We start from the raw sequence: 21,530 nt of genomic DNA, 5'->3' as shown, positions 1-21,530 counted from the left end.
GATTAGTTTTTAGACTCCAGTGAAGCAAGTTTTTGTTTGGCTTCGGCAACAATGGCCGGTTCGGGCGAATTCTCAATGACCGAATTCAGAACGGCTCTGGCTTGCGCCATTTCGTTCATGGCCGCATTGTTGTCGGCGATCAGGATGAAGGCTTTTCCTTTCCAGTATTCCGATTCATTAAACTGTTCATTGAATTTGAGCAGCGTGGCAATCGATTCCTTATACTTCTTCTGCCGGAAAAGGATATCCCCGATCAGAAAATTCGCTTCCGCTCCGTACACATCCTTTGCCAGAGCAATCGTCTTTTCAAAATCGGCCTGGGCGGTCTTGACATCATTTTTTGCCATCGCCACTTTTCCCGCCATCAACTGCGCACGGTTCTGGGCACCCGGCACGACATTCCCGATGCGGAGGATTTCGGCTGAAAAATAGGCGGCTGAATCCAGCTTCGGAAACTGGTAATAGGTATCCATTAACCCCAGCATCGCCGTCACCTGCTCATTCTTGCCGTCGGCCAGTCCAAGGACATAGTAATAGTTCTTAACGGCCCGCGGGTAGTTTTTCATCTGGGTCTCCAGTTCGGCGGCGCGTACCCCGGCCCGGACACTGAAATCGGATTTCGGCGCACTCGTCACCAGACTATAATACCGGAGCGCATTCTGCGCGTCCCTGGTCTGGCGATAGGCTTCGGCCAGGTAATAGCGGGCTTCGTTGGTACTGCGGCTGCCCGGATACTCCTGCATGAAGGAGAGGAATGATTTAATGGCCTGGTCATACTTCTCATTAAAGAAGATGTTCTTGGCATTGTCAAACTGCACCCGTTCCACTTCCGTACTGTTGGGGTTCGCCTGCTTATAATCACCCAGGACCTGCGAAAACTCTTCCGGCCGGCCGGCATCATTCAGGGTATTCTGCAACCCGATCAGCGCACTCTGTGCCTGGGTGGTCCCCCCGAAATCGTTCAGAATCCGCCGGTAATCCGCCACCGCCTGATCATATTGTTCGAGGTTGCTGTAGGCAATCGCCCGTTTCAGCAACGCGGCCGGAATCAGATAGCTCTTTGGCTTCTGCTGGATCAGCCGCGAGAATCCGCCGATGGCCACCTGATAGGCTCCCTTTTCAAAATCCACGTTGGCTGCCTGAAACTCGGCATCATCGGCAAACCGGGAGCCGGGGAACTGGCGTTTCAGCTGATCAAACTGCGCCTTGGCTTCCTGATCACGCCCCACATACGTCAGGATTACCCCTTTCTGATAGGTGGCATAATCACGGTCCCCGCGCCCCTGCGAAATGACCATGTCGTAATACCGCATGGCTTCGTTGTACTGCTTTCCGGCCAGATACGAATCCGCTACCCGCACCAGGGCATCATCAGTGGCAGCCATATCGCCGGCCTGGGCACTCTTGCTCAGAAAATCGCGGAAATAGGTCAGGGCCCGGCTATAGTCCTTTTTATTATAGTAGGCATAGCCCAGCCCATAGAGGCTTTTCGCCCCGGTTTCCCCACCGGCCTTGCTCAGCTGGGTATAGAGCGGTATGGCACTGTCGTACTGCTTCTGAGCGGAGAAGGATTCGGCTTTCCAGAAACGGGCAGACTGCTGCAATCCGGCATCAGCATTGACGGTCAGGGATTTGTCAAAATTCCGGAGGGCGGCATCATACCGCTCGGCGTTATAATCATTGACGGCCTGGTTGAACGTCAGCCGCTGGTAGGTCGCGTTAATCTTCGGCGTCCGGCGCTTTAAGCCTTCTATATAGGCAATCGCCACCGGATAGTTGTTCGACGCGAAATAGGCTTCCGTCAGCAGCTCACTTGCTTCGTTCTCAAAAGAGCCGTTCGGGTATTTACGCAGGTATTCGTTCAGTTCCTTTACCGCATCGGCTCCGTTATTCATATCCAGCTGCACCTTCGCATGGTTGAAGACCGCTTCTTCCTGAATCGGAGCGCTGTAGGGAAGCCGGCTTGCCTGATCAAAGGCCGTCAGGGCAAAGGCCGGATTCTGCGTCTGCAGGTAACTGATGCCGAGCGTATAAGCCGCATACTGGGCCACCGTATCCTTACCGGCCGCCAATGGTTTAAGCTGCGTCACGGCATCGGTGTAGGCAGCGGTACGGAACAGGGACTGGCCGTACCGGAACTTTACCGGTCCGGGCACCTTAGCCCCTTTGGCCGACAGGTATTGTTTGTAATACGGAATCGCTTTGCCGTACTGCCCCTGCTGGTAATACACCTCAGCCGTAACCAGGGCCACATCGCTGTATTGCCCGCCCGTATTGCGGCGCAGTAACGGCTCGGTATACCGCAACAGATCCTCAAACCGCTGCTGGCGGTAATACGACTGGGCGATCCAGTTGGGTATATCCTGCTGGTAGAGCGGATGCTGTTCAACCCGTTTAAAGTCGGCGATCGCTTCGTTATAACTGTTGTTGCGGTAGTTAATCACCCCGGCATAATAAGACGCCGCCGGGGCATCCTGCAGACCGGTATCCGTTTTGATCTGATTCAGCAGCGGCAAGGCGCCGGCCAGATTCTGGGTGTTAAAATACGAGATCGCCAGCTGGTATTTATACCCCGCCAGCTGCGCATAGCTACCGTTTTGCTTAACAGCCTTTTCCAGAAAACTGATGGCTTTGGTGTAATCCTCCTTCCCGTAATAATAGGCACCAAGATCCCCGTACAGCTGGCCGGCTTTCGGATGCTGGCTGTGGTTCTTTACAAACCGGTCGACCTGCACTTCCGCCCCGGGCTCATCCATATACAGACTGCTCAGGGTGATGTAATATTCCGCTTCCACGGCGTTAGGATCGGCGGCCGGCGTACCCGATGTATTCCCGGTTTGCCGGCGCCGGTCAAGGTACTGCCGGAATTCGGCACGGGCCGCGGCATAGTTATTCTTTTCGAACAGCTCAACGCCGTTCCGGTAAGTATAGTCCGCTTCGGTATAACTCAGCGTACGCTGAGCCACCACACCGAAAGGGGTGACGATCGTACTGGTAACGACCACTGAAAAACCGCAGATGCGGGAAAGGGAACGCTGCATAGATGCGCTGGGGTTGTGAATCCTGGGAAAGCGTTGTAGATTCGCTACATGTCAATTTTTTAACCTGGACGCCCTGCACCGGGTTTTCTTCTCCCCGGTCAGGTGAACCGGCAACCGGCTGCCTTGACAACCGTCCGCAGTTGCGGGCAGACGCGGCAGTCTGATTGCACAAAAAACGAATGTATTACGTTTTCCGTATGAAAAACAAGTTAGAGTATCTGTTTTTAATGATCATTCTGGTGTTTAGTAGTTACCGGCCCGCCCTGGCCGCTGATCCGGAGGCCGCACCCTCTCCCGTTATCCGGTATCAGGTTGCCATGCCGCAGCCGCAGACCCATTACGTCGAAGTCGACATGCAGCTCTCCGGTTTTGCGGCGGCTACCAACCTGCAGAAGACCGGGTATATCGACCTGAAAATGCCGGTCTGGACCCCGGGCTCCTACCTCATCCGCGAATATGCCCGCCATGTGGAAGGCTTCTCCGCCCAAAGCAACGGACAACCGGTCCGCGCGGAAAAAATCCGGAAAAATGCCTGGCGTATCTACACCACCGCTGATCAGGTAACCATCCGTTACCGGGTGTATGCGTTTGAACTGAGCGTACGGACCTCGTTCGTCGACGAAACACACGGGTATCTGAACGGGGCCAGTCTGTTTTTATTTCACGACGCCCTGAAAACATTCCCCGCCCGGCTGACGGTCGTACCCTTTTCCGGCTGGAAAAAAGTATCCGTTGCCCTGCCGCCCGTCAGCGCCGCCAACGGAACCTTTACCTACGAGGTGGCCAACTTTGACCTGCTGGTCGATTCGCCGATCGAAGCCGGCAACCATGACACCTTTTCCTTTACGGCTGCCGGCGTACCACACACCGTTGCCCAGTATGGCGAGGTCGTCTACGATGAACGGCGGCTGGCGGCCGACTACCGGAAAATCTGCGAAACCGCAACCGGTATTTTCGGGGAACACCCGTGTAAGGACTATACCTTTATTGTGCATCATACCCCCCTGGGGGGCGGTGGTCTCGAACACCAGAACTCCACCACCCTGCAGACCAACCGTGTGGCTTACGCCACGGAAGCCAGCTACAAAGGGTTTCTGACGCTGGTGGCCCATGAGTACTTTCACCTCTGGAACGTAAAACGGCTGCGGCCCATTGCCTTAGGACCGTTCGACTACGAAAACGAAAACTATACCCGCTCGTTGTGGGAAGCCGAAGGGTTTACCTCGTTTTACGAAGACTATATCCTGCGGCGTGCCGGCTTCCATACCCCGGAACAGTACCTCAACGTCATTGCGGCAGACATTAACGGCATCGAAAACCTGCCGGGTAACCGCGAGCAATCGGTGGCCGAATCAAGCTTCGACGCCTGGATCAAGTATTACCGGCCCAACGAAAACTCAACCAACAGCACCGTTTCCTACTATAACAAAGGGAGTGTGCTGGCCTCCCTACTGAACCTGAGCCTCCTTAACAGTACAAACGGGGAACGGAATCTGGATGATGTCATGCGGTTTATGTACAACGAGTACTATAAAAAGCAAAAACGCGGCTTTACCGACGAGGAACTGAAACAGGCACTCGAACAAACCGGAGGCCGTAAACTGGATGACTTCTTTACTAAATACGTATACGGTACCGAATCCATCGATTACAACGCTTTCTTCGAACCGGTAGGCCTGCGGCTGGTCAATAACGCGTCGCCGGTACAGGACGGGTTTCTGGGGGTTGTGGCCTCGGCCGCCGGCGGCCGGCTGACCGTCGGCGGGGTTCGCCGCGATTCGCCTGCCTGGCAGCAGGGGCTTAACGTCGGCGATGAACTGCTGGCCATCGACAGTGTCCGGCTCGCAGGTACCGTTGATGACTTTAATAAACAACTCGCCGGCCGGCCGAACGGACAAACCATCCGGGTACTGGTGAACCGGAACGGGTTTATTCAGGAATTTCCGGTTACCTTAGGCAAAAACCCGCTGGTGGCCTACCGGCTGGACCCGGTCTCTGCACCGACTGACCGGCAACGGACCTTGTTCCGCAAATGGCTCTTCCTTAACTGATCATACACGCAGCCGCAAAGCCATCCATTGAAAAGCCCGGTCGTGCGATCGGGCTTTCTTTATAAAAAACAGAATTTTAATCTTATTTTAATCTTCCATCACCGCACAGGCAGCTAACTTTAGGCTCATAAAAAAACAAAACCTCCCTTCAATGAAGAGAGGCTGTCCCTTTCTAATCTTATCTTATCTTAAAAACAACCGGCTTCCGACACCGGTTACTTTCTCCAAAAGTACAAAAAACAGGTGAATCAGGCACAATAAATTAGACAATCTCGCCATTTTTGCCGATCAAATATACCTATTGTACCGACAGAGCTACTTAACAATAAGCCATTATCCTGAAGACCCCCTTTTTATCCGTTACCATTCCGGCCGGCTCCCGTCTATCTTTTGCATCATTTTTGCTCTTCAGCCATTAACGAAATGCATCTGACCAGGTTGCCTGCCTATGAGAAAACTATACCTTGCTATTCCCCTTTTTTTGTGGTCATCTGCGGCCTGTTGCCAAATGCGGAAACCGGTTCACCTCATGGGGGAAGCCGGAACGTTTTTTGCTACCTCGGGCGAAATCCCCTTCTGGCTGCGGGCCAATCAGTATGGCATTGTGCCCCGCGAGCACGCCCTGATGACCCTCCGCGCGGGGATCAGCGTGGACTACCATAAACCGCCCAAAACAAAACTGGATAGCCTGAAGGCGAAATACCGTTGGGCCGACTGGGGTTATGGCCTCAACGCGGTTGTCAATGCGGGCTATGATTACCAATTTGTGCTGCCGGAAGCCTATGTAAAAGTAAAACTCGGCGCGTGGGAAATCTGGAGTGGCCGGCGCCGCGAAATCATCGGTCTGGCCGACTCTACCCTGGGAACAGGTTCCTATATCTGGTCGGGGAATAGTCTGCCGATGTTAAAGATCCAGCTGGCGATACCGGAGTATTGGCCGCGGAATGGTGTTATTGCCGTAAAAGGTCTGTTTGCTCATGGCTGGTTTGAAGAAAACCGGTTTGTTAAAAATACCCTCCTGCATCAGAAAGCGCTGTACGGGCGTTTGGGCAAACCGGCCTGGCGGGTACAGCTCTACGGCGGGTTTAATCACCAGGTCCAGTGGGCCGGCAGCAGCAGTCTGCTGCCGGCCGGGCTGATCCGCAACGGGCAACTGCCCAATACCTTCAGGGATTATCTGGATGTGGTTACCGGTACGAGCCTGGGCTCGCGGTCAGCCGTAGATACCGCCCGCATCAGTACGTTTGACCGGGAAAACCGGATCGGGAACCACCTCGGTAGCCTTGATGCCGGACTTACCTACCGTGGCCGCTACAGTACCCTTTTTATTTACCGGCAAAGCATTTACGAAGACGGTTCACTATATTACCTCACCAATCTGAAAGACGGGCTTAACGGCCTTTCTATCCGGATTCATACACCGCTCAACCCCGATGGGTTTCAGATCCGGCAGGTTACCCTGGAGTATCTGAATACCTACAGCCAGGGAGGAAGTTCCTTTGTTGATAATGATCCGCTGCTTCGTGGAAAAGACAATTACTTTAACCACTCCCAATACAGAGACGGCTGGTCAAGACTCGGACAAACCATTGGTACGCCTTTTATTACGCCTTCCACGCAGCTGCGGAAGGACCTGCCCAACTACCAATTCTCCAATAATAACCGCGTAGCCGTATGGCACATCGGCCTCGCCGGACAGGTTCTTGACTTTTTTTATTTTAAAACTAAACTGTCGTATAGCCTCAACAAAGGCACGTACGAAAATCCGTTCGTTACCACTGTTCCGCAATTCTCAGGATTCTTTACCGTCAGTGCCCCGGTTGACTTGTTTGGCGGGGTTACGGCCACCGCTTCGGTTGCCGCTGACTTTGGTAACCTGTTCAGCAGAAACGCCGGTTACTTTTTCAGTCTGAAAAAAGAAAGCAGGATAAAGTGACCAAACACGCCAAAGCTAATTTTAGCCCTCTTTTTTCTTACCTGTATGTAACTACACAGGGAAATAGTCTAGACAAACACGAATTATCCTGTTTTTTTTTCGGTGATATCTGCCACTTTGATTATACTTGTATGATATAAACAGTTGATTGTTTAATCATTACCTGCGCAGGTAATACCAAACCACCACCTGCCGGCAGAAATACCTAAAGCACAATTATACCTTAACACCCATGAAAAACCGACTCAAAGACGAAGAGCTGGTGACGCAGTATTTGGTCACCAGTCAGAGTACGTATACCGAATTGCTCTACAGACGGTATGCCCAGAAAGTGTACAGGCGTTGTTTTTCATTAATTAAAGACCCTGTTCTTGCCGAAGATTTTACCCAGGAAATCTTTTTGAGGGTCTTACACAATTTACCCAACTTTAAGGAGCGCTCCACTTTTTCGACCTGGCTCTACGCCATTGCCTACAATTACTGCATGGACCAGATCCGCCATGCGAACCGACAGACCACCGTTGGCATCGGAGAAGAATTAATTCAGACCCTTACGGATGAGGAAAGCGATACCATCGAATTCCAGCTCAGCCACCTGTCCCGTGTTTTACAATACCTGCCCGCCGACGAGCGTACCCTGCTCCGGCTGAAGTATGAAGAAGATCAGGATATTAAGGCGCTGGCCCATACCCTGAATATAAAAGACAGTGCGATCAAAATGAGACTTAAACGGTCCAGAGACAAAATCAGACGACTCTATTATAATCTGGCCTAGTCATTAATGTACAATGAATAATGACCGGACTGCATTATGCATTGTACATTATTCATTTAATAACGCGGTCAGCTGTGCATTCGGGCTCATACGGGCCACGCGGATGCCTGAGAGACGTTTATTGTCCATGACGTACCGGATCAACGGCTGCCGTGTCAGCATGACCATCCCGAAATCCGACGAGGCGTGTAAAAGGTATACTTTTCCGTTCTGCCACACGGCAAAACCACAATGTTTCATGTCCAGTCCGGTACGGGCGGCGGTCAGCATGATGATATCGCCGTCGCGCAGCTGATTCTCGGCCTGACGCAGGTTTTTCTTTGGAATAAAGTAAAAGGCCTGCTGGCTGATGGCGGCCTCTGCCTGCACAATCTGCTTATAGACCGCCGGGTCCTGCAGGGCCGGATATTTCCAGGTAGCGGCGGTCATGTACGAAACCGGCTTCGACACCTGCATACTTCCCGGAAAATGCCGGCTTATATCACGGATCAATCCCTTACGTTCGTTATCTGCCAGCCATTCCGAAAAATAGTGTAACCGGCTGGCATATCCGTCGAGCTGCCCGTTCCGGTACCGGATTTTGGTCAGGTATCGTTTATAGGTCTCTTCCAGACTCATTTTCGTAGCCTTCAACTGACTGTCGTGCCAGGCAAATGACAACCCCATGACGGATTCCACAAACGTCGTGCAATCAAATTTCTGAAAATTAACGACGAGTTGCTCGGCCGCATTCCCCTCCAGGGTATGGGCTACATAGGGCTTACCGATAAATGACTTGCCGAACAGCAAAACGGACTCACTGATGGTTTTGCCCCCCTGCAGGTCAGGAAATCTGGTTTCTGGTACCGGTGCTTCCTGTGCGTACCCGATCCAGCCGGAAAAAAGCAGTAATAGTGTCGTAAAGGTTCTCTTCATCGATAGTCGGTCAGGTGGTGGTTAATGATCGGGTAACGGGATTGGTTATTACGCTGCGGTCAGTGTATTTCCAGAACCAGTACCCCAAGCGGTGGTAGTTCCAGAGCGATATCTTCTCCCGACTGCGTTTCCAGCCGGATGTTGGTCAGGAAAATATCCGTAAACTGGTGGGGGCGTTTTGCCTCAAGGCCAATGGTTTGCCACGCATGGTCCGGTAGGTGAAGCCGGGTCTGACACGGCTGCGTTTTGTCAAAATTGCAGACAATCAGCAGTTTCTGTTTATCGGTATGGCGCAGGTAAGCATACTGCCGGTCCTGATTATAGCCGGCCGTCCGGCCATTTGCCCATTGCAGGTCATAGAATTTTCCATGCTGAATGGCGTCGCTGCCATTGACCAGGTGATTCAACTGCTGGTAAAACGCGCGTAGTTTCTTCTGGTCAGCGGTTAATCCGGCCCCGTCAAAGCGGCCTGCTGCGTTGCCTTTCCGGTTGATCCAGCCCTGCCATTCCTTTACACCCCAATAATCAAAAATGGTGGTACGGCCGTCGTCCCCGCTGAAGCCTTCGCTGCCTTCGGCCCGGACACCCACTTCCTGCCCGAAATACAGCATGACCGGCCCCGTATGCAGCGTCGCCGATAAGGTCATTGCCGGCACGGCTACCCATGGGTCATTGGCAAAAAAACGGGAGGCAATCCGCTGCTCGTCGTGGTTTTCGAGGAAACGAAGCATGTGTCCGCTGTAATCGCCGGACTCCTGCTGCCATACCTTCGTGATGTCCCGGCAGGTTCCCTGGCCTTCCATCAGCCGGCGGAGGGCGTCATACAACCCTACTTTATCGTAGAGGTAATCAAACCCGCCTTTAAAAATATACGGACGGTATTTGTCCACTTCGTAGATTTCGGCGATGAAAATAATGCCCGGATGCGCCGCCTTGACCCGCTGAATGGCCCATTCCCAGAACTCAACGGGCACCATCTGGGCCATATCGCACCGGAAGCCATCGACGCCTTTACCGGCCCAGTAAAGCAGAATATCCAGCATTTGCTGCCAGGTCGCCGGTACCGGGTCAAAATAGGTTTTTCCGTGATCGAAGATATCCACCCCGTAATTCAGCTTAACGGTCTCGTACCAGTCGTTGATCGACGGGCTGGCCGTTACGGCATCATTACCGGTTACCTTCGCCGGAAACTCCTTTAGTTTGGGGGCATGAACCGGTGTCCCGTCGCTGGTGACGACACCGGCCGGAATCTGTAGCTGCTGCCCGACCAGGTAATAAAAGTTATTATCCCGTTTAAAACCAACAGTCTGATCATCCTGCTGCCCCAGATCAATGACGCCGGCGGGCTTGACATCCGAATGGTATTGGCGGGCAACGTGGTTGGGGATAAAGTCAATAATCACCTTCAGCCGGTTGGCCTTAGTCCGACGGACCAGCGCCTCAAACTCCGCCATGCGGTTCGGCACCTCCACGGCAAGGTCCGGGTTGATATCGTAGTAATCCTTAATGGCGTAGGGCGAACCGGCTTTCCCTTTCACGACGGCCGGATCGTCCGGCGGAATGCCGTTTGCGGTGTAATCAGTTTGAATGGCGTGCTCAATGACACCCGTATACCAGACATGCGATACGCCGAACTGTTTTAATTCCTGCAACGCCTTATCCGTAATGTCGTTAAATTTACCGACACCGTTCTCATCGCGGCTTCCCCAGGCTTTGTTGGTGGTATTGTTATTCCCGAATAACCGGGTAAATATCTGATAAATAACGAGTTTATCCATCGTGGCTACGGGCGACGTTGTATTCATTTCCGGTTAAAAAGGCGTTACGGCTTTGGCAGTTTTGTCTATAATCTACAAAACTACCCGCTTAGGGGAGAAAAACAAAGAGCGAAAGAATGAAAGCGATAAAGCGTGCCGGCTCATGCAGCGCTCCCGTATCCCCGTCGCTCTTCCGCTCTTTGGCTCTTTCACGCTTTATGCATTATCAGTTCTCCGCATCCCCGGCGATTTTCTTTGCTTTTTTAGCCGCCTTTTTGGTTTCCTTTGCCATGTCTTTTGCCGCGGCCTTATCCATCTTATCGGCGTCTTTTTTCATTGCTTTGGCTTCTTTCTTCGCCATTTTCGCCGTTTGCTTTGCTTCCTTTTTGTTGACGTCCTGCGCCAACACCGCACCCGATACCATCAGTACCGCAGCCACAGCCAGCATGATTTTTTTCATTGTGTTGAGTGTATGAGTTTACCCTACAAACCCGGCCTGATAAAAATGGTTTCGGTTTATACTTCAGCGGCGTTGAATTCAGACGTCAGGTGGAACCGGATATCCGGATTATTGTCGCGGTTCATGCGCAGAATCCAGTCAGATTCGGCCAGGAAAACCGGATGCTGGTCCTTGTCATAGGCAATCTGATTGCCTTTCAGCCGGATAAACTCGCCGAGCTTCTGGGCGTTATCGGAGGTAATCCAGCAGGCTTTGGAGTAGTTCAGCGGTACCCAGCGGCATTTCGCCCCGTATTCGTGTTCGAGACGGTACTGAATCACATCAAACTGCAGTTCCCCCACCGTGCCCACAATTTTCCGGTTACCCGATACCAGGGTAAAGAGCTGGGCAACGCCCTCGTCGGTTAGCTGCTCAATACCTTTGTCGAGCTGCTTGGCTTTCATCGGGTCGAGGTTGATGAGCTCTTTGAAGATCTCCGGCGAAAAGCTCGGAATCCCCTGGAACTTCATGTCTTCGCCTTCGGTCAGCGTATCCCCGATTTTAAACGTACCGGTATCGTAGAGCCCCACAACGTCGCCTGGGAACCCTTCTTCCAGAACACTCTTGCTGTCGGCCATAAAGCTGAACGGACTGCTGAACCGGACGTTTTTGTCCAGCCGCGTATGGCGGTAGAACTTACCCCGTTCAAAAACGCCCGAGCATACCCGCAGAAATGCAATCCGGTCGCGGTGGCGGGGGTCGAGGTTGGCGTGGATTTTAAAGATGAAACCGCTGAATTTTGCTTCGTCCGGCTGCACCACCCGTGTATCCGTTGTCCGGCTGATGGGCTCCGGTGAAATCTGGCAGAAGGCGTCCAGCAACTCTTTTACCCCGAAGTTATTCACGGCCGAGCCAAAGAATACCGGTGCCAGCTTGCCTTCGAGGTAGGCCTGCCGGTCAAAGTCGTCGTATACCCCTTCAATCAGTTCTACGTCTTCCCGCAGCTGTCCGGCGTCCCGCTGACCCACTTTGGCATCGAGCACCGGATCGTTGATCTCAATCGGCAGCACGTCGTCTTCTACCCGCGTTTTGTTGACCTTGAAAAAGTTCAGCTTTTTGTCGTACAGGCTGTATACGCCTTTGAAGTCGGACCCCATATTGACCGGCCAGGCCAGCGGGCGCACGCGGATGCTGAGCTTTTCTTCCAGTTCGTCGAGCAGATCGAACGGATTACGGCCTTCGCGGTCAAGCTTGTTAATGAAAATAATTACCGGCGTATCGCGCATCCGGCAAACTTCCATCAGCCGCTCGGTTTGTTCCTCGACTCCCTTAACGCAGTCGATGACCAGAATCACACTATCGACCGCCGTCAGCGTCCGGTAGGTATCCTCGGCAAAGTCTTTGTGTCCCGGCGTATCCAGGATGTTGATTTTTAAATTATTGTACTCAAACGTCATCACCGACGTGGCCACCGAGATGCCCCGCTGCTTCTCGATTTCCATAAAGTCAGAGGTAGCTGACTTCTTGATCTTGTTCGATTTTACAGCGCCTGCGGTCTGAATGGCACCGCCGAAAAGCAGCAGTTTTTCGGTGAGCGTGGTTTTACCGGCATCCGGGTGGCTAATGATCGCGAACGTCCGCCGACGGGCAATTTCCTGTTCTTTATTCATGTCAAACAAATACTGCCTGCGTGTCTGATACACGTTTATCCGGCAGGGGTTTGTACTTTTCTCAGAATTAAACTACAAAGATACATTATTTTGTGCGCAACCACGATATGAAAACATTGGCAGGGCGACCATGATCCGCATGATCGGGCGACCACGATGCATATTATCGGGCGACCACGATGCGCATTATCGGGCGACCACGATGCGCATTATTGGGCGACCATGATGCATATTATCGGGCGACCACGATGCATATTATCGGGCGACCACGATGCATATTATCGGGCGACCACGATGCATATTATCGGGCGACCACGATGCATATTATCGGGCGACCACGTGGGGTCGCCCCTACGTGGTAAAATTTACACCGGGCATGGTGATGCTTCAGGTATTTTACCAACTTTACCGGACGTTTTACGTTAACATGTAAACCATTCACCGGACCGGCGGCCCACGCTGTCCGGACCGGTATACGCTTAAATTTATGGATCAATTCACCGACCGTATTGCGGCAGTCCCGTGGTGGGGATGGGCCGTACTTGTCCTGTTTCTCGTTGCGCTCCGCGACATACTGCAACGTAAACACACCATCCGGCATAACTTTCCGGTTATCGGCAACTTCCGGTACATGATCGAAACCATCGGTCCCGAACTGCGGCAGTATATCGTGGCGAATAACCGCGAGGAACTGCCGTTTAACCGCCGGCAGCGTTCCTGGATCTACGCTTCGTCGAAAAAGGAAAACAACTTTCAGGGCTTTGGCACCGATCAGGACATCCACAGTGCCGGCTATGTCTTTATCAAACCAGCCCTGCTGCCCCTGCGGCTGCCAAAGGATCATCCGACCGTGGCGGATCCCTATCACTGCCCGTCGGCCAAAATCATCGGACAATACCATAACCGGCGCAAACCCTATCATCCCGGCTCGGTCATCAACATCAGCGGCATGAGCTTCGGCTCCCTGTCGGCCTCCGCCGTACAGGCGCTGAACATGGGCGCCAAAGCCTTTGGCTGTTACCACAACACCGGCGAGGGTGGCCTGTCGAACTACCATAAAAACGGCGCCGACGTGGTCTTTAACATCGGGACGGCCTACTTCGGTATCCGCGACGACGACGGCAACTTTGTGATGGATAAGCTCGTCCGGCTGACCGAACAGTATCCCTTTATCCGGATGCTGGAACTGAAGCTGTCGCAGGGGGCTAAGCCGGGCAAGGGCGGAGTGCTGCCTGCCGCCAAGATTACGCAGGAGATTGCGGACATCCGGCATATTCCAATGGGCCGGGACGTCATCTCCCCCGCCGCCCATTCGGCATTCGCCAACATTCCGGAGATGGTGGCGTTTATCGAGGCGATGGCCGATAAGACCGGCCTGCCCGTCGGCATTAAGTCGGCCGTCGGGAAACTGGAGATGTGGGAAGAACTGGCCGACTACATGCAGGCCACCGGCAAAGGCCCTGACTTTATCGCCATCGACGGCGGTGAAGGTGGCACGGGTGCCGCCCCGCCATCGTTTGCCGACCACGTGTCACTGCCCTTTGTGTATGGGTTCAGCAAGGTCTACCAGATCTTTCAACAACGGGGCCTGACCCAACACCTGACCTTTATCGCATCCGGCAAACTGGGGCTGCCCGACTCGGCAGTGATGGCGTTTGCGATGGGGGCTGATCTGGTCAATATCGCCCGCGAGGCCATGCTGTCGATCGGCTGCATTCAGGCGCAGATCTGCCATACCAACCGCTGCCCGTCGGGGGTGGCGACCCAGAATAAATGGCTGCAGGCCGGTATTGATCCGACGCTGAAAAGCGAGCGTTTTCAAAATTACATGAAGACCCTCACCAAGGAGGTACTCGACATTTGCCACGCCCTCGGCTACGAACACCCCTGCCAGTTTACGATGGACGACGTCGACGTGGCCATGGGCGATAACAACCATACCAAACCGCTCTCGGTTACCTACGGCTACGACAAAGATCCCGTCGCCTTTGATGGGTTGGCAGCCCTGCTGAAAAGCCCTCACCTGGACCGGAAACCGGCCAATGCCTAAGCCCGCATGTGATTAATACGCAAAGGCCGTTTGTCTGGTGTTGCCGGGCAAACGGCCTTTTTTTGGCCGGTATTACATTATCTAACACTGTTAAGTAGCCCTAAAATCCGGTTTTGGCAGGTATTCATCGGAAAACATCCGGTATATTTGCCGCATGGCTAAGCCCGTTTTAGTACTTAAATTTGGTACGGCTTCGATCACCAAACCGAATGGTGAACCCAACGAGCCGGTTCTTGTTGACATTGCCCGTCAGATTGCCATCCTCCACCGGCAGTACCGGATTGTGCTGGTTTCGTCGGGGGCGGTGGGTGCCGGGAAGGCTTCTATCCGCGACTTCCGGGGCGATATTATCCAGCGCAAGGCCGCCGCAGCGGTCGGCAATCTGCTGCTCCTGAATATTTACAGCCGCTTCTTTGCGGTCTATGGGGTATCTATTGCCCAAAGCCTGTGTGAGCGCCATCACTTTGCCAACCGCGATCAGTTCCTGCAACTCAAACAGACCTACGAAGAGCTCTGGGAAAATGATATTATTCCGATTGCCAACGAAAACGACGTGGTCAGTAACCGCGAGCTGAAGTTTTCCGATAACGACGAACTGGCCACGCTGATGGCCGTCGGGTTTGGGGCCGAAGCCATGCTGCTCTGTACGTCGGTGGGCGGACTGCTCGACCACGAAGGGCAGATTATCCGCCATGTTCCCAGCCTGACGGAAGACGTGTTCGGGGTGGTCCGGACAGATAAGTCGGCACAGGGACTCGGCGGGATGTCGTCGAAACTGACCTTTGCCAAGCTGGCGACCCGCATGGGTATTAAAGTGGTTATCTTCGGCATCAACCATCCGGACGGGATTCTGCGCGCCTTGCAGGATGAAACCGGCACCCGGTTTGATCCGCAGCCGGTATCGCTCTCGGCCCGCAACCGGTGGCTGGGCAGCGGCAGTTTAGCCGCCGGACAGCTGCGCGTGGATGCGGGCGCGGTTAAGGCCCTGCTGCGGCGGAGCAGCCTGCTGGCGGTGGGTGTCCGGGAGGTATTAAGCGATTTTGAGGCCGGCGAGGTAGTCGAAATTGTCGATGAGACAGATCAGTCGGTGGCGGTTGCCAAGGCCCGTATTTCGTCGGCGGAGCTGGGCGGTCAGCTGCAGCAACCGAATGTCGAAGTAGCAAACGCCAGTGATATTGTCCTGTTATAAGGGCAAAAAGGGCGACCACGTGCCAATAATCCTGCAAAAAGGGCGACCACGTGGGGTCGCCCGTACGCCATCATAGCAAGGAGGCAGCATAGCCCTTAGAGGCGTTTCCAGTTAAGCCATTTCAGGGTGTTGCCCTGTAGCCGGACTTCAGTTTTATCCGAAATGGCAGGCTCAAAACGGGTTATGTCCGCACGCTGTAAATCAAAGCCGCTGGCGTCATGCACGCTGAGCTTCAGCGTCCCGTATTGCCCGCCCCCGAACTGCATAAAGCTTTCCTTCCGCAAATCAACGGTCAGCAACTGCTTCACATCGGTGTGGTCAAGGCTCATCCGCGTAAACGACGCATCGACCGTCAGCGAATCAAGGGTAAAATCCTGGACAAAAATGTGTGCACGGTCGCCTTTAACCAGCCTGATTTCCGGCGTCCGGACGAGAACCCGTACCGGAAGCGACCGGGCCGTAATATCCTTTGGGCGAACGGAATACCGGTCAGGAGCGATGTTGATAAACAACGTATCGGCGACCTGGCGGCAAGTAATCCGTGCTGTATCCTCCGGATATACCAGCGCTTCCGTTTGTTTACTGTGCTGAATGAATACCTCCATGTACGGCGAGCCGGTGACCACAACCGCCCGGACGGTTTGTACGGATACCGGTTTGTAGAACTGATAGGGGTTCGACCAATCAATTTTTTCGGCCTCCCGTTTGAACAACAGGTTAAACGACGTCATGCCCGCCACGATCACGACAAGGGCAGACAGAAACAGCAGACTACTGGTTTTCATTTTTTTCGTGGTTGGCGTGGTTAAAGTTCGATTCAACAAAAGCAGTATATCGTTTCCCGATTTCCTGCAGATCAATACCCAGCAGGTACATGTTTCTGAACAGCTGGGGCAGTTCGGCCTCCATGAACTGATCACGGCGGAAGGCCTTAATCCGGCTTTCGGCGTCGTCGGTGATGAAATTTCCGATGCCGCGTTTATTGGTAATGATTTCTTTCTGGTTCAGGAAGTCAATGGTTCGCATGATGGTATTGGGATTAACGGCCAGTTCGGCGGCCAGGTCACGGACGGATGGTAAACGCTCACCGGCCGGCCACCGGTTTAGCAGAATCTGCTCGCTGATGTATTCGGCAATCTGTAAATAGATCGCCTGCTTATCTCTGAACTCCATACTTATACCTCCCTTTCTTTAAACCTGAAATAGGCCGCCGCGTACAGCAACCCTACGGAAAGCACGCCGATAATCCCCCGGATGGTATTACTCAACCCTGCCGGTACGACTAAATCACGGCTTCCGCTTACGTCTCTTTTGTACACTTTTATTACTGATTCAAAAGGGGAATTAACATGGTATCCGGTTAGCCAATGAAAGATCTGACCATTCAGCCAAACGACTTCAACCATCACCCCGACTACCAGCAAAACCCCGAATACCAGACTGTATCGCCGGAAAAAAAGCGTTGCGAACATAGCCAATGGATTGATTATAGCTAAAAACCCGACTAAAGCGGCTTTATGAATATCCCCTAAGGCAAACGTTCTGACAGGAAGCGTTTCCCCGAATTCTTTCATAAGGCGCATGTCTTCCGGCGACCATGTTTTATGATTTACATAATAGGTACCCAGGCTGTCAATCAGCATAAAGCTTAAGGTATACCACAGGGCAAAGCCTATTCCTGTAATCACCCAGAGCGACAGCACCTTTTCAAAAACAGAGGCAGGCATCAGCCAGGTCATCATCCCTTTGTCCCGTTCATTGAGTTCGCTGGTAATCTGCCAGGTAAAAACACCCCACAGCAACAGCCCCATGACCGCGAATAGATTGGCCCTTACTGAATCCATATTCCCGGGCATTCCGCTGTAGACAATGGTAAGCCCAAACCCCGCCTGTATCAACGTAGTTACCAGAGCAGCCCCGATCAGGGCCGATTTTTGCTCCCTGACATTCTTGATCAGCAGGAGCCGGAAGCGCGACAATGAAAAGAACTGGTTCATGCGTGTGTGAGGGTTTTGGTGTCAGAAAAAAGGGTGTGCATATAGTCAGGATGGGCTTGTACGGCATTGAATAACCACTCCAGATCGACCCGGCTCATGGCTTGGCGCAGCCGCACTGCATCCGGCCGGGCCACAACCGCATAGCCGCCGATGGCCCGCTCGGAGTAAAAAATGGTTCCCTGAACGTCTTCCAGCCGCGGCACGAGGCCAAACCAGAGCCGTTCACTGATCACCTCCATCGGAGCCTGAATGACCTGATGCCCTTCCGTCAGGATAATCACCGGATCAATCAGTGTCTCCAGGTCGCGGACCTGATGGGTGGAAATCACCACAATCCGGTTTTCATCTGCGGCTCCGGCTACTAACCGGCGAAACTGCGCTTTCGACGGAATATCCAGCCCGTTGGTGGGTTCATCCATCAGCAGCACCGCCGTATTCGTCGCCAGGCCAAACCCGATCAGGACCTTTTTCTTTTGTCCGTACGAAATCTCGTTCAGGCGTTCGTCTTCCGTCAGCCCGAATTCCGCCAGATAACCCGCAAACTGCCGGTAATCAAACCGCGGGTAGAACGGTGCATTCAGCGTCACGTATTCCCGGATCCGCATGGCCGGGGTGTAGACCTCTTCGGGTAGCAGAAAGATATCCTGCAAAAAGGCCGGCCGTCGTTTGGCAGGGTCGTGTCCCGCCACCTGAATCGCTCCCTGTTTGGGAAACAAAAGCCCCGCCATCAGGCGGAAAAGAGTGGATTTACCGGCGCCGTTCGGCCCTAACAGCCCGTAAATCGAACCGGGCGATAAGCGCAGGGTCAGTCCGTCGTACAGCACCCGCCGCTTCCCGTACGCAAAGTGTAGATTGGTGATCTGGATCATGTTGTACCGTTTTAGTGTATTAGTTAAATAGTACACTACAATAGTACAGGATATTTTTGTATTCGCAAGGGGTTAGGGCAAAAAAAGTGGTGGCACGACCGGCAGGCGAACCTGTTAGAGTCGTGCCACCACTGATGTGATTTCGCGGATTGGGCGACCACATGGGGTCGCCCTTACTGTTTGCCGATGGAAATCATGTTGGCAAACAGCCGGTAGGCGCCTTCAACGCCGGCCGGTAATTCACGGAAGAACACCAGACCGGTATACATGAAGTGGCCTTTACCGTATTTTGCGTAAATCAGACTGCCGTCTTTCGGGGCTTCGCCGGTATCGTTGGCCGCAAAAATGGGCTCATAGTTTTTGTCCACATCCACGGCGAAATAAATCCCCCGTTCCTGTATCCAGCCGTCGAAATCGCGTTCGGTGATTTTATTCGGCGTATTCAGCAACGGATGCTGTGGTTTCAGGAACGTCATTTTTGCGTCTTCTTCGGTCACGCGGTCACGGCCGACGTTAAACGGATACGGGCCCATCTGCTTTACTTTCAGGGTATTGCCCGGACCACCCGCCGTTACGTACTGCACAACCATCGTCCCGCCGTTTTTAACGTAATCCATCAGCTTTTCCTGCTCGTATTTCAGCCAGTCTTCGGTATTATACGCCCGGACACCAACCACGATGGCATCGAACTGGCTCAGGTCCTTGTTCAGGTCGGCCTGCGTCAGCATCGTAACCTGGCAGCCCATCTGCCGCAGGGCAATGTTTACCTCATCGCCCGCCCCCATGATGTAGCCGATATTCTTCGCCGTCACCTTTACATCCAGTTTTACCAGCTTTGCCTCCGCCGCCGGAAAAACGGTCTGGGTCGGAATGTGTTTGTATTCTACTAAGCGAAGGCCGGTCGAAAACGCCCCGGCTGCCGTTGTCGCAACGGCTTTCAGCTTGCCGTCCTCTGCCCCGCTGCCGGGCGTTACGGTAAAGGTCACCCGCAGCTCCTGCCCTTTTTCTTTCAGATCAAACGGAATATCAGCCGGCTGCACTTTCCAGCCCGACGGCACCGAAAGCGCCAGTTTACCCGACACACCGGCCCGGCCGACTTTTACGACAACCTCCACCGGTTTGGCGACGTTGTCGCTGTAGACATATACTTTTTCGGCAATGTTGGCCATGACCTCCGGCTGAATCACAAACGGACGGTAAATCTCGCCCTCCACCGGATCGGTTGTTTTGTAGATCCACGGACGGGTAAACGTAAACGGCTCCCCGTCGATGTCGAACGTAAACGCGGCGGTCAGGGCCGGCGGATTTTCCGGCAAGCCGATCAGCTGCTGGTCGTCGACCTGGAACAGGCCTTTCTGCAACGGTTTTTCGAGCCAGTACGGCTGAGTGATTTTCTGCGTGACCGGAATCCGCATCATCATCGGCAGCGTGACCTGGTCATACGGTTTCAGCGTCAGATTCAGCGTCGTATCCTTACCGGTCGAAAAGCGGACATTCAGCAACCGGACCGGTGTTTCGGTTCGGGCAACCACCGTGGTATTCAGGCGGATGGTTTCCCCGGCCGTCGCGGCATAATCAACGGGGTTGGCTTCGAACCACAAGCCCAGACACTGCTGAATCAGGCTCTGTACTTCCTGACGCTTTGTTTTCACCAGCAGGCTGGTGGTATCCAGCTGGCTCATGGCGCGGTATACCTGCACCAGCGCCGGGACTGAGGCCGCCGGCTGACCGGCCTTAAAGCCGGCAATAGCCTGATTGACCAGTTCCTGTACCCGCTCGCTCTTTGCCACCCGCTTCCAGGACATGTCTACCCCGTCGAACGGATCTTTTTCGGCCGGTTCACCGGCTTTCAGCAGCAGGTAGTCCATCCGCACATTCCGGCTGGCGGCCACGCCGAAGCCCTGGCTTTTATGCTGACTACGGCTCTCGGCCGCAATTTCACCATAGGAACGGCCGATCAGCGGGTTGTAGACACCGGTTTCAATCCCGATCAGGTTACCCGCTTCGTTTGGTTTGGCATTGCTGCCAAAGGCGTTGGGAATAAAGACATTCCACATAATCCGCTTTGCCTGCCACGGCTTCACATACCGGAGCTGCTCGGGAAACTTCGTTGGGTCGGCGGCAATTTTAAACGCTTCTTCGGCCAGAAAACCCGACGCGCTGTGGTGGCCGTGGCCGGCACGCGGGTCGGGCGGGAAACGGGTGATGATCACATCGGGCTGGAATTTACGGATCCGCCAGACCACATCGGCCAGTACCTGATCACGCCCCCAGGTCTTTACCGCTTCATCCGTTGATTTCGAAAAGCCGAAATCATAGGCCCGGCTAAAATACTGCTCCGGCCCGTCGACGCGGCGGGCGGCCAGCAGCTCCTGCGTCCGGATTACGCCGATGTATTCGCCCTGTTCGGTACCGATCAGGTTTTGCCCGCCGTCGCCGCGGGTCAGGGCCATGTAGGCCGTACGGGCGAGGCGCTCCTTAGCCATATACGCCAGCAGGAGCGTATTTTCATCGTCGGGGTGAGCCGCCACATACAGGACAGACCCCAATACATTCAGTTTTTTGAGGTTAAGCAGAATTTCGCCTGACGACGGGTTTTTGGCCGTCCCATAGGGCACTTGTGCCTGTAACGGCTGATACAACAGGGCGCTCATGGCCCAGGCAAGGTACAATCCGGGTTTTCTCACAGTGTAACGAAGTGGTTGGACCGACAACGCGGTTAATGCTTTTCAACAAAAATAGCGAAAGAGTGAGAGAGTGAAAGGGCGAAAATCGGGACGTTAACAATCTTAACACGCTTTCCGGTAATAAACGTGGTTCTTCGCCGTGAACAAAAAGACA

At 53.7% G+C, this 21,530-nt stretch carries 15 protein-coding genes; 5 read left to right on the top strand and 10 right to left on the bottom strand.

Annotation, left to right across the window (positions count from 1 at the left end; genetic code table 11):
* Positions 1-2: 2 nt before the first annotated feature.
* Positions 3-3,041 carry a tetratricopeptide repeat protein gene (locus BLX24_RS02220; protein WP_071501426.1) on the bottom strand — a complete coding sequence of 1,013 codons (3,039 nt, stop codon included), beginning with the start codon at positions 3,039-3,041 and terminating at the stop codon, positions 3-5.
* A 197-nt stretch (positions 3,042-3,238) separates the two neighbouring features.
* On the opposite strand from BLX24_RS02220, the gene BLX24_RS02215 reads away from it, so the two are divergent.
* From BLX24_RS02215 to BLX24_RS02205, 3 genes are all read left to right on the top strand, one after another.
* Positions 3,239-5,092 (top strand): M61 family metallopeptidase, encoded by a 1,854-nt coding sequence (locus BLX24_RS02215; protein ID WP_071501785.1) that lies wholly within the window; start codon positions 3,239-3,241, stop codon positions 5,090-5,092.
* A gap of 529 nt (positions 5,093-5,621) precedes the next feature.
* Positions 5,622-7,028, top strand: coding sequence for a capsule assembly Wzi family protein (locus BLX24_RS02210; RefSeq protein ID WP_229201676.1), 1,407 nt, complete (start codon positions 5,622-5,624; stop codon positions 7,026-7,028).
* A gap of 232 nt (positions 7,029-7,260) precedes the next feature.
* Positions 7,261-7,803 (top strand): RNA polymerase sigma factor, encoded by a 543-nt coding sequence (locus tag BLX24_RS02205; protein ID WP_071501424.1) that lies wholly within the window; start codon positions 7,261-7,263, stop codon positions 7,801-7,803.
* Positions 7,804-7,851: 48 nt separating this feature from the next.
* Here BLX24_RS02205 and BLX24_RS02200 read toward each other — a convergent pair whose 3' ends face one another.
* From BLX24_RS02200 to BLX24_RS02185, 4 genes are all read right to left on the bottom strand, one after another.
* Positions 7,852-8,718, bottom strand: a complete 867-nt coding sequence (locus tag BLX24_RS02200; RefSeq protein WP_071501423.1) for an N-acetylmuramoyl-L-alanine amidase-like domain-containing protein — start codon at positions 8,716-8,718, stop codon at positions 7,852-7,854.
* Positions 8,719-8,777: 59 nt separating this feature from the next.
* Entirely contained in the window at positions 8,778-10,523 is a 1,746-nt protein-coding gene (locus BLX24_RS02195) for an alpha-amylase family glycosyl hydrolase (RefSeq protein WP_071501422.1), read from the bottom strand.
* A 178-nt stretch (positions 10,524-10,701) separates the two neighbouring features.
* Positions 10,702-10,935 (bottom strand): hypothetical protein, encoded by a 234-nt coding sequence (locus BLX24_RS02190; RefSeq protein ID WP_071501421.1) that lies wholly within the window; start codon positions 10,933-10,935, stop codon positions 10,702-10,704.
* Positions 10,936-10,991: 56 nt separating this feature from the next.
* Entirely contained in the window at positions 10,992-12,584 is a 1,593-nt protein-coding gene (locus BLX24_RS02185) for a peptide chain release factor 3 (protein ID WP_071501420.1), read from the bottom strand.
* A 487-nt stretch (positions 12,585-13,071) separates the two neighbouring features.
* On the opposite strand from BLX24_RS02185, the gene BLX24_RS02180 reads away from it, so the two are divergent.
* Positions 13,072-14,634 (top strand): FMN-binding glutamate synthase family protein, encoded by a 1,563-nt coding sequence (locus tag BLX24_RS02180; protein WP_071501419.1) that lies wholly within the window; start codon positions 13,072-13,074, stop codon positions 14,632-14,634.
* 154 nt (positions 14,635-14,788) lie between these two features.
* The gene (gene proB / locus BLX24_RS02175) at positions 14,789-15,823 is read left to right on the top strand and encodes a glutamate 5-kinase (RefSeq protein ID WP_071501418.1); all 1,035 of its coding nucleotides are present in this window, start codon (positions 14,789-14,791) and stop codon (positions 15,821-15,823) included.
* A 95-nt stretch (positions 15,824-15,918) separates the two neighbouring features.
* Here proB and BLX24_RS02170 read toward each other — a convergent pair whose 3' ends face one another.
* The 5 genes from BLX24_RS02170 to BLX24_RS02150 all read right to left on the bottom strand — a co-directional run bounded on the left by BLX24_RS02170 (position 15,919) and on the right by BLX24_RS02150 (position 21,343).
* Positions 15,919-16,608, bottom strand: coding sequence for a hypothetical protein (locus tag BLX24_RS02170; RefSeq protein ID WP_071501417.1), 690 nt, complete (start codon positions 16,606-16,608; stop codon positions 15,919-15,921).
* Positions 16,595-16,996 carry a GntR family transcriptional regulator gene (locus BLX24_RS02165; protein WP_071501416.1) on the bottom strand — a complete coding sequence of 134 codons (402 nt, stop codon included), beginning with the start codon at positions 16,994-16,996 and terminating at the stop codon, positions 16,595-16,597. The genes BLX24_RS02170 and BLX24_RS02165 overlap by 14 nt, the downstream gene beginning before the upstream one ends.
* Before the next feature lie 2 nt (positions 16,997-16,998).
* On the bottom strand, positions 16,999-17,820 hold the full coding sequence (locus BLX24_RS02160; protein WP_071501415.1) for a hypothetical protein: 822 nt from the start codon (positions 17,818-17,820) through the stop codon (positions 16,999-17,001).
* Positions 17,817-18,689: an ABC transporter ATP-binding protein gene (locus tag BLX24_RS02155; RefSeq protein ID WP_071501414.1), complete on the bottom strand. Its 873-nt coding sequence runs from the start codon at positions 18,687-18,689 to the stop codon at positions 17,817-17,819. Before BLX24_RS02155 ends, BLX24_RS02160 begins: the two co-directional genes overlap by 4 nt.
* A 173-nt stretch (positions 18,690-18,862) precedes the next feature.
* Positions 18,863-21,343: a PIG-L family deacetylase gene (locus tag BLX24_RS02150; protein WP_071501784.1), complete on the bottom strand. Its 2,481-nt coding sequence runs from the start codon at positions 21,341-21,343 to the stop codon at positions 18,863-18,865.
* Positions 21,344-21,530 lie beyond the last annotated feature (187 nt).

Origin of the sequence: Arsenicibacter rosenii, from assembly GCF_001870735.1 — a bacterium.
In the GTDB taxonomy this organism is placed as follows: domain Bacteria; phylum Bacteroidota; class Bacteroidia; order Cytophagales; family Spirosomataceae; genus Arsenicibacter; species Arsenicibacter rosenii.
This window is presented reverse-complemented; position numbering and strand designations above follow the sequence as displayed.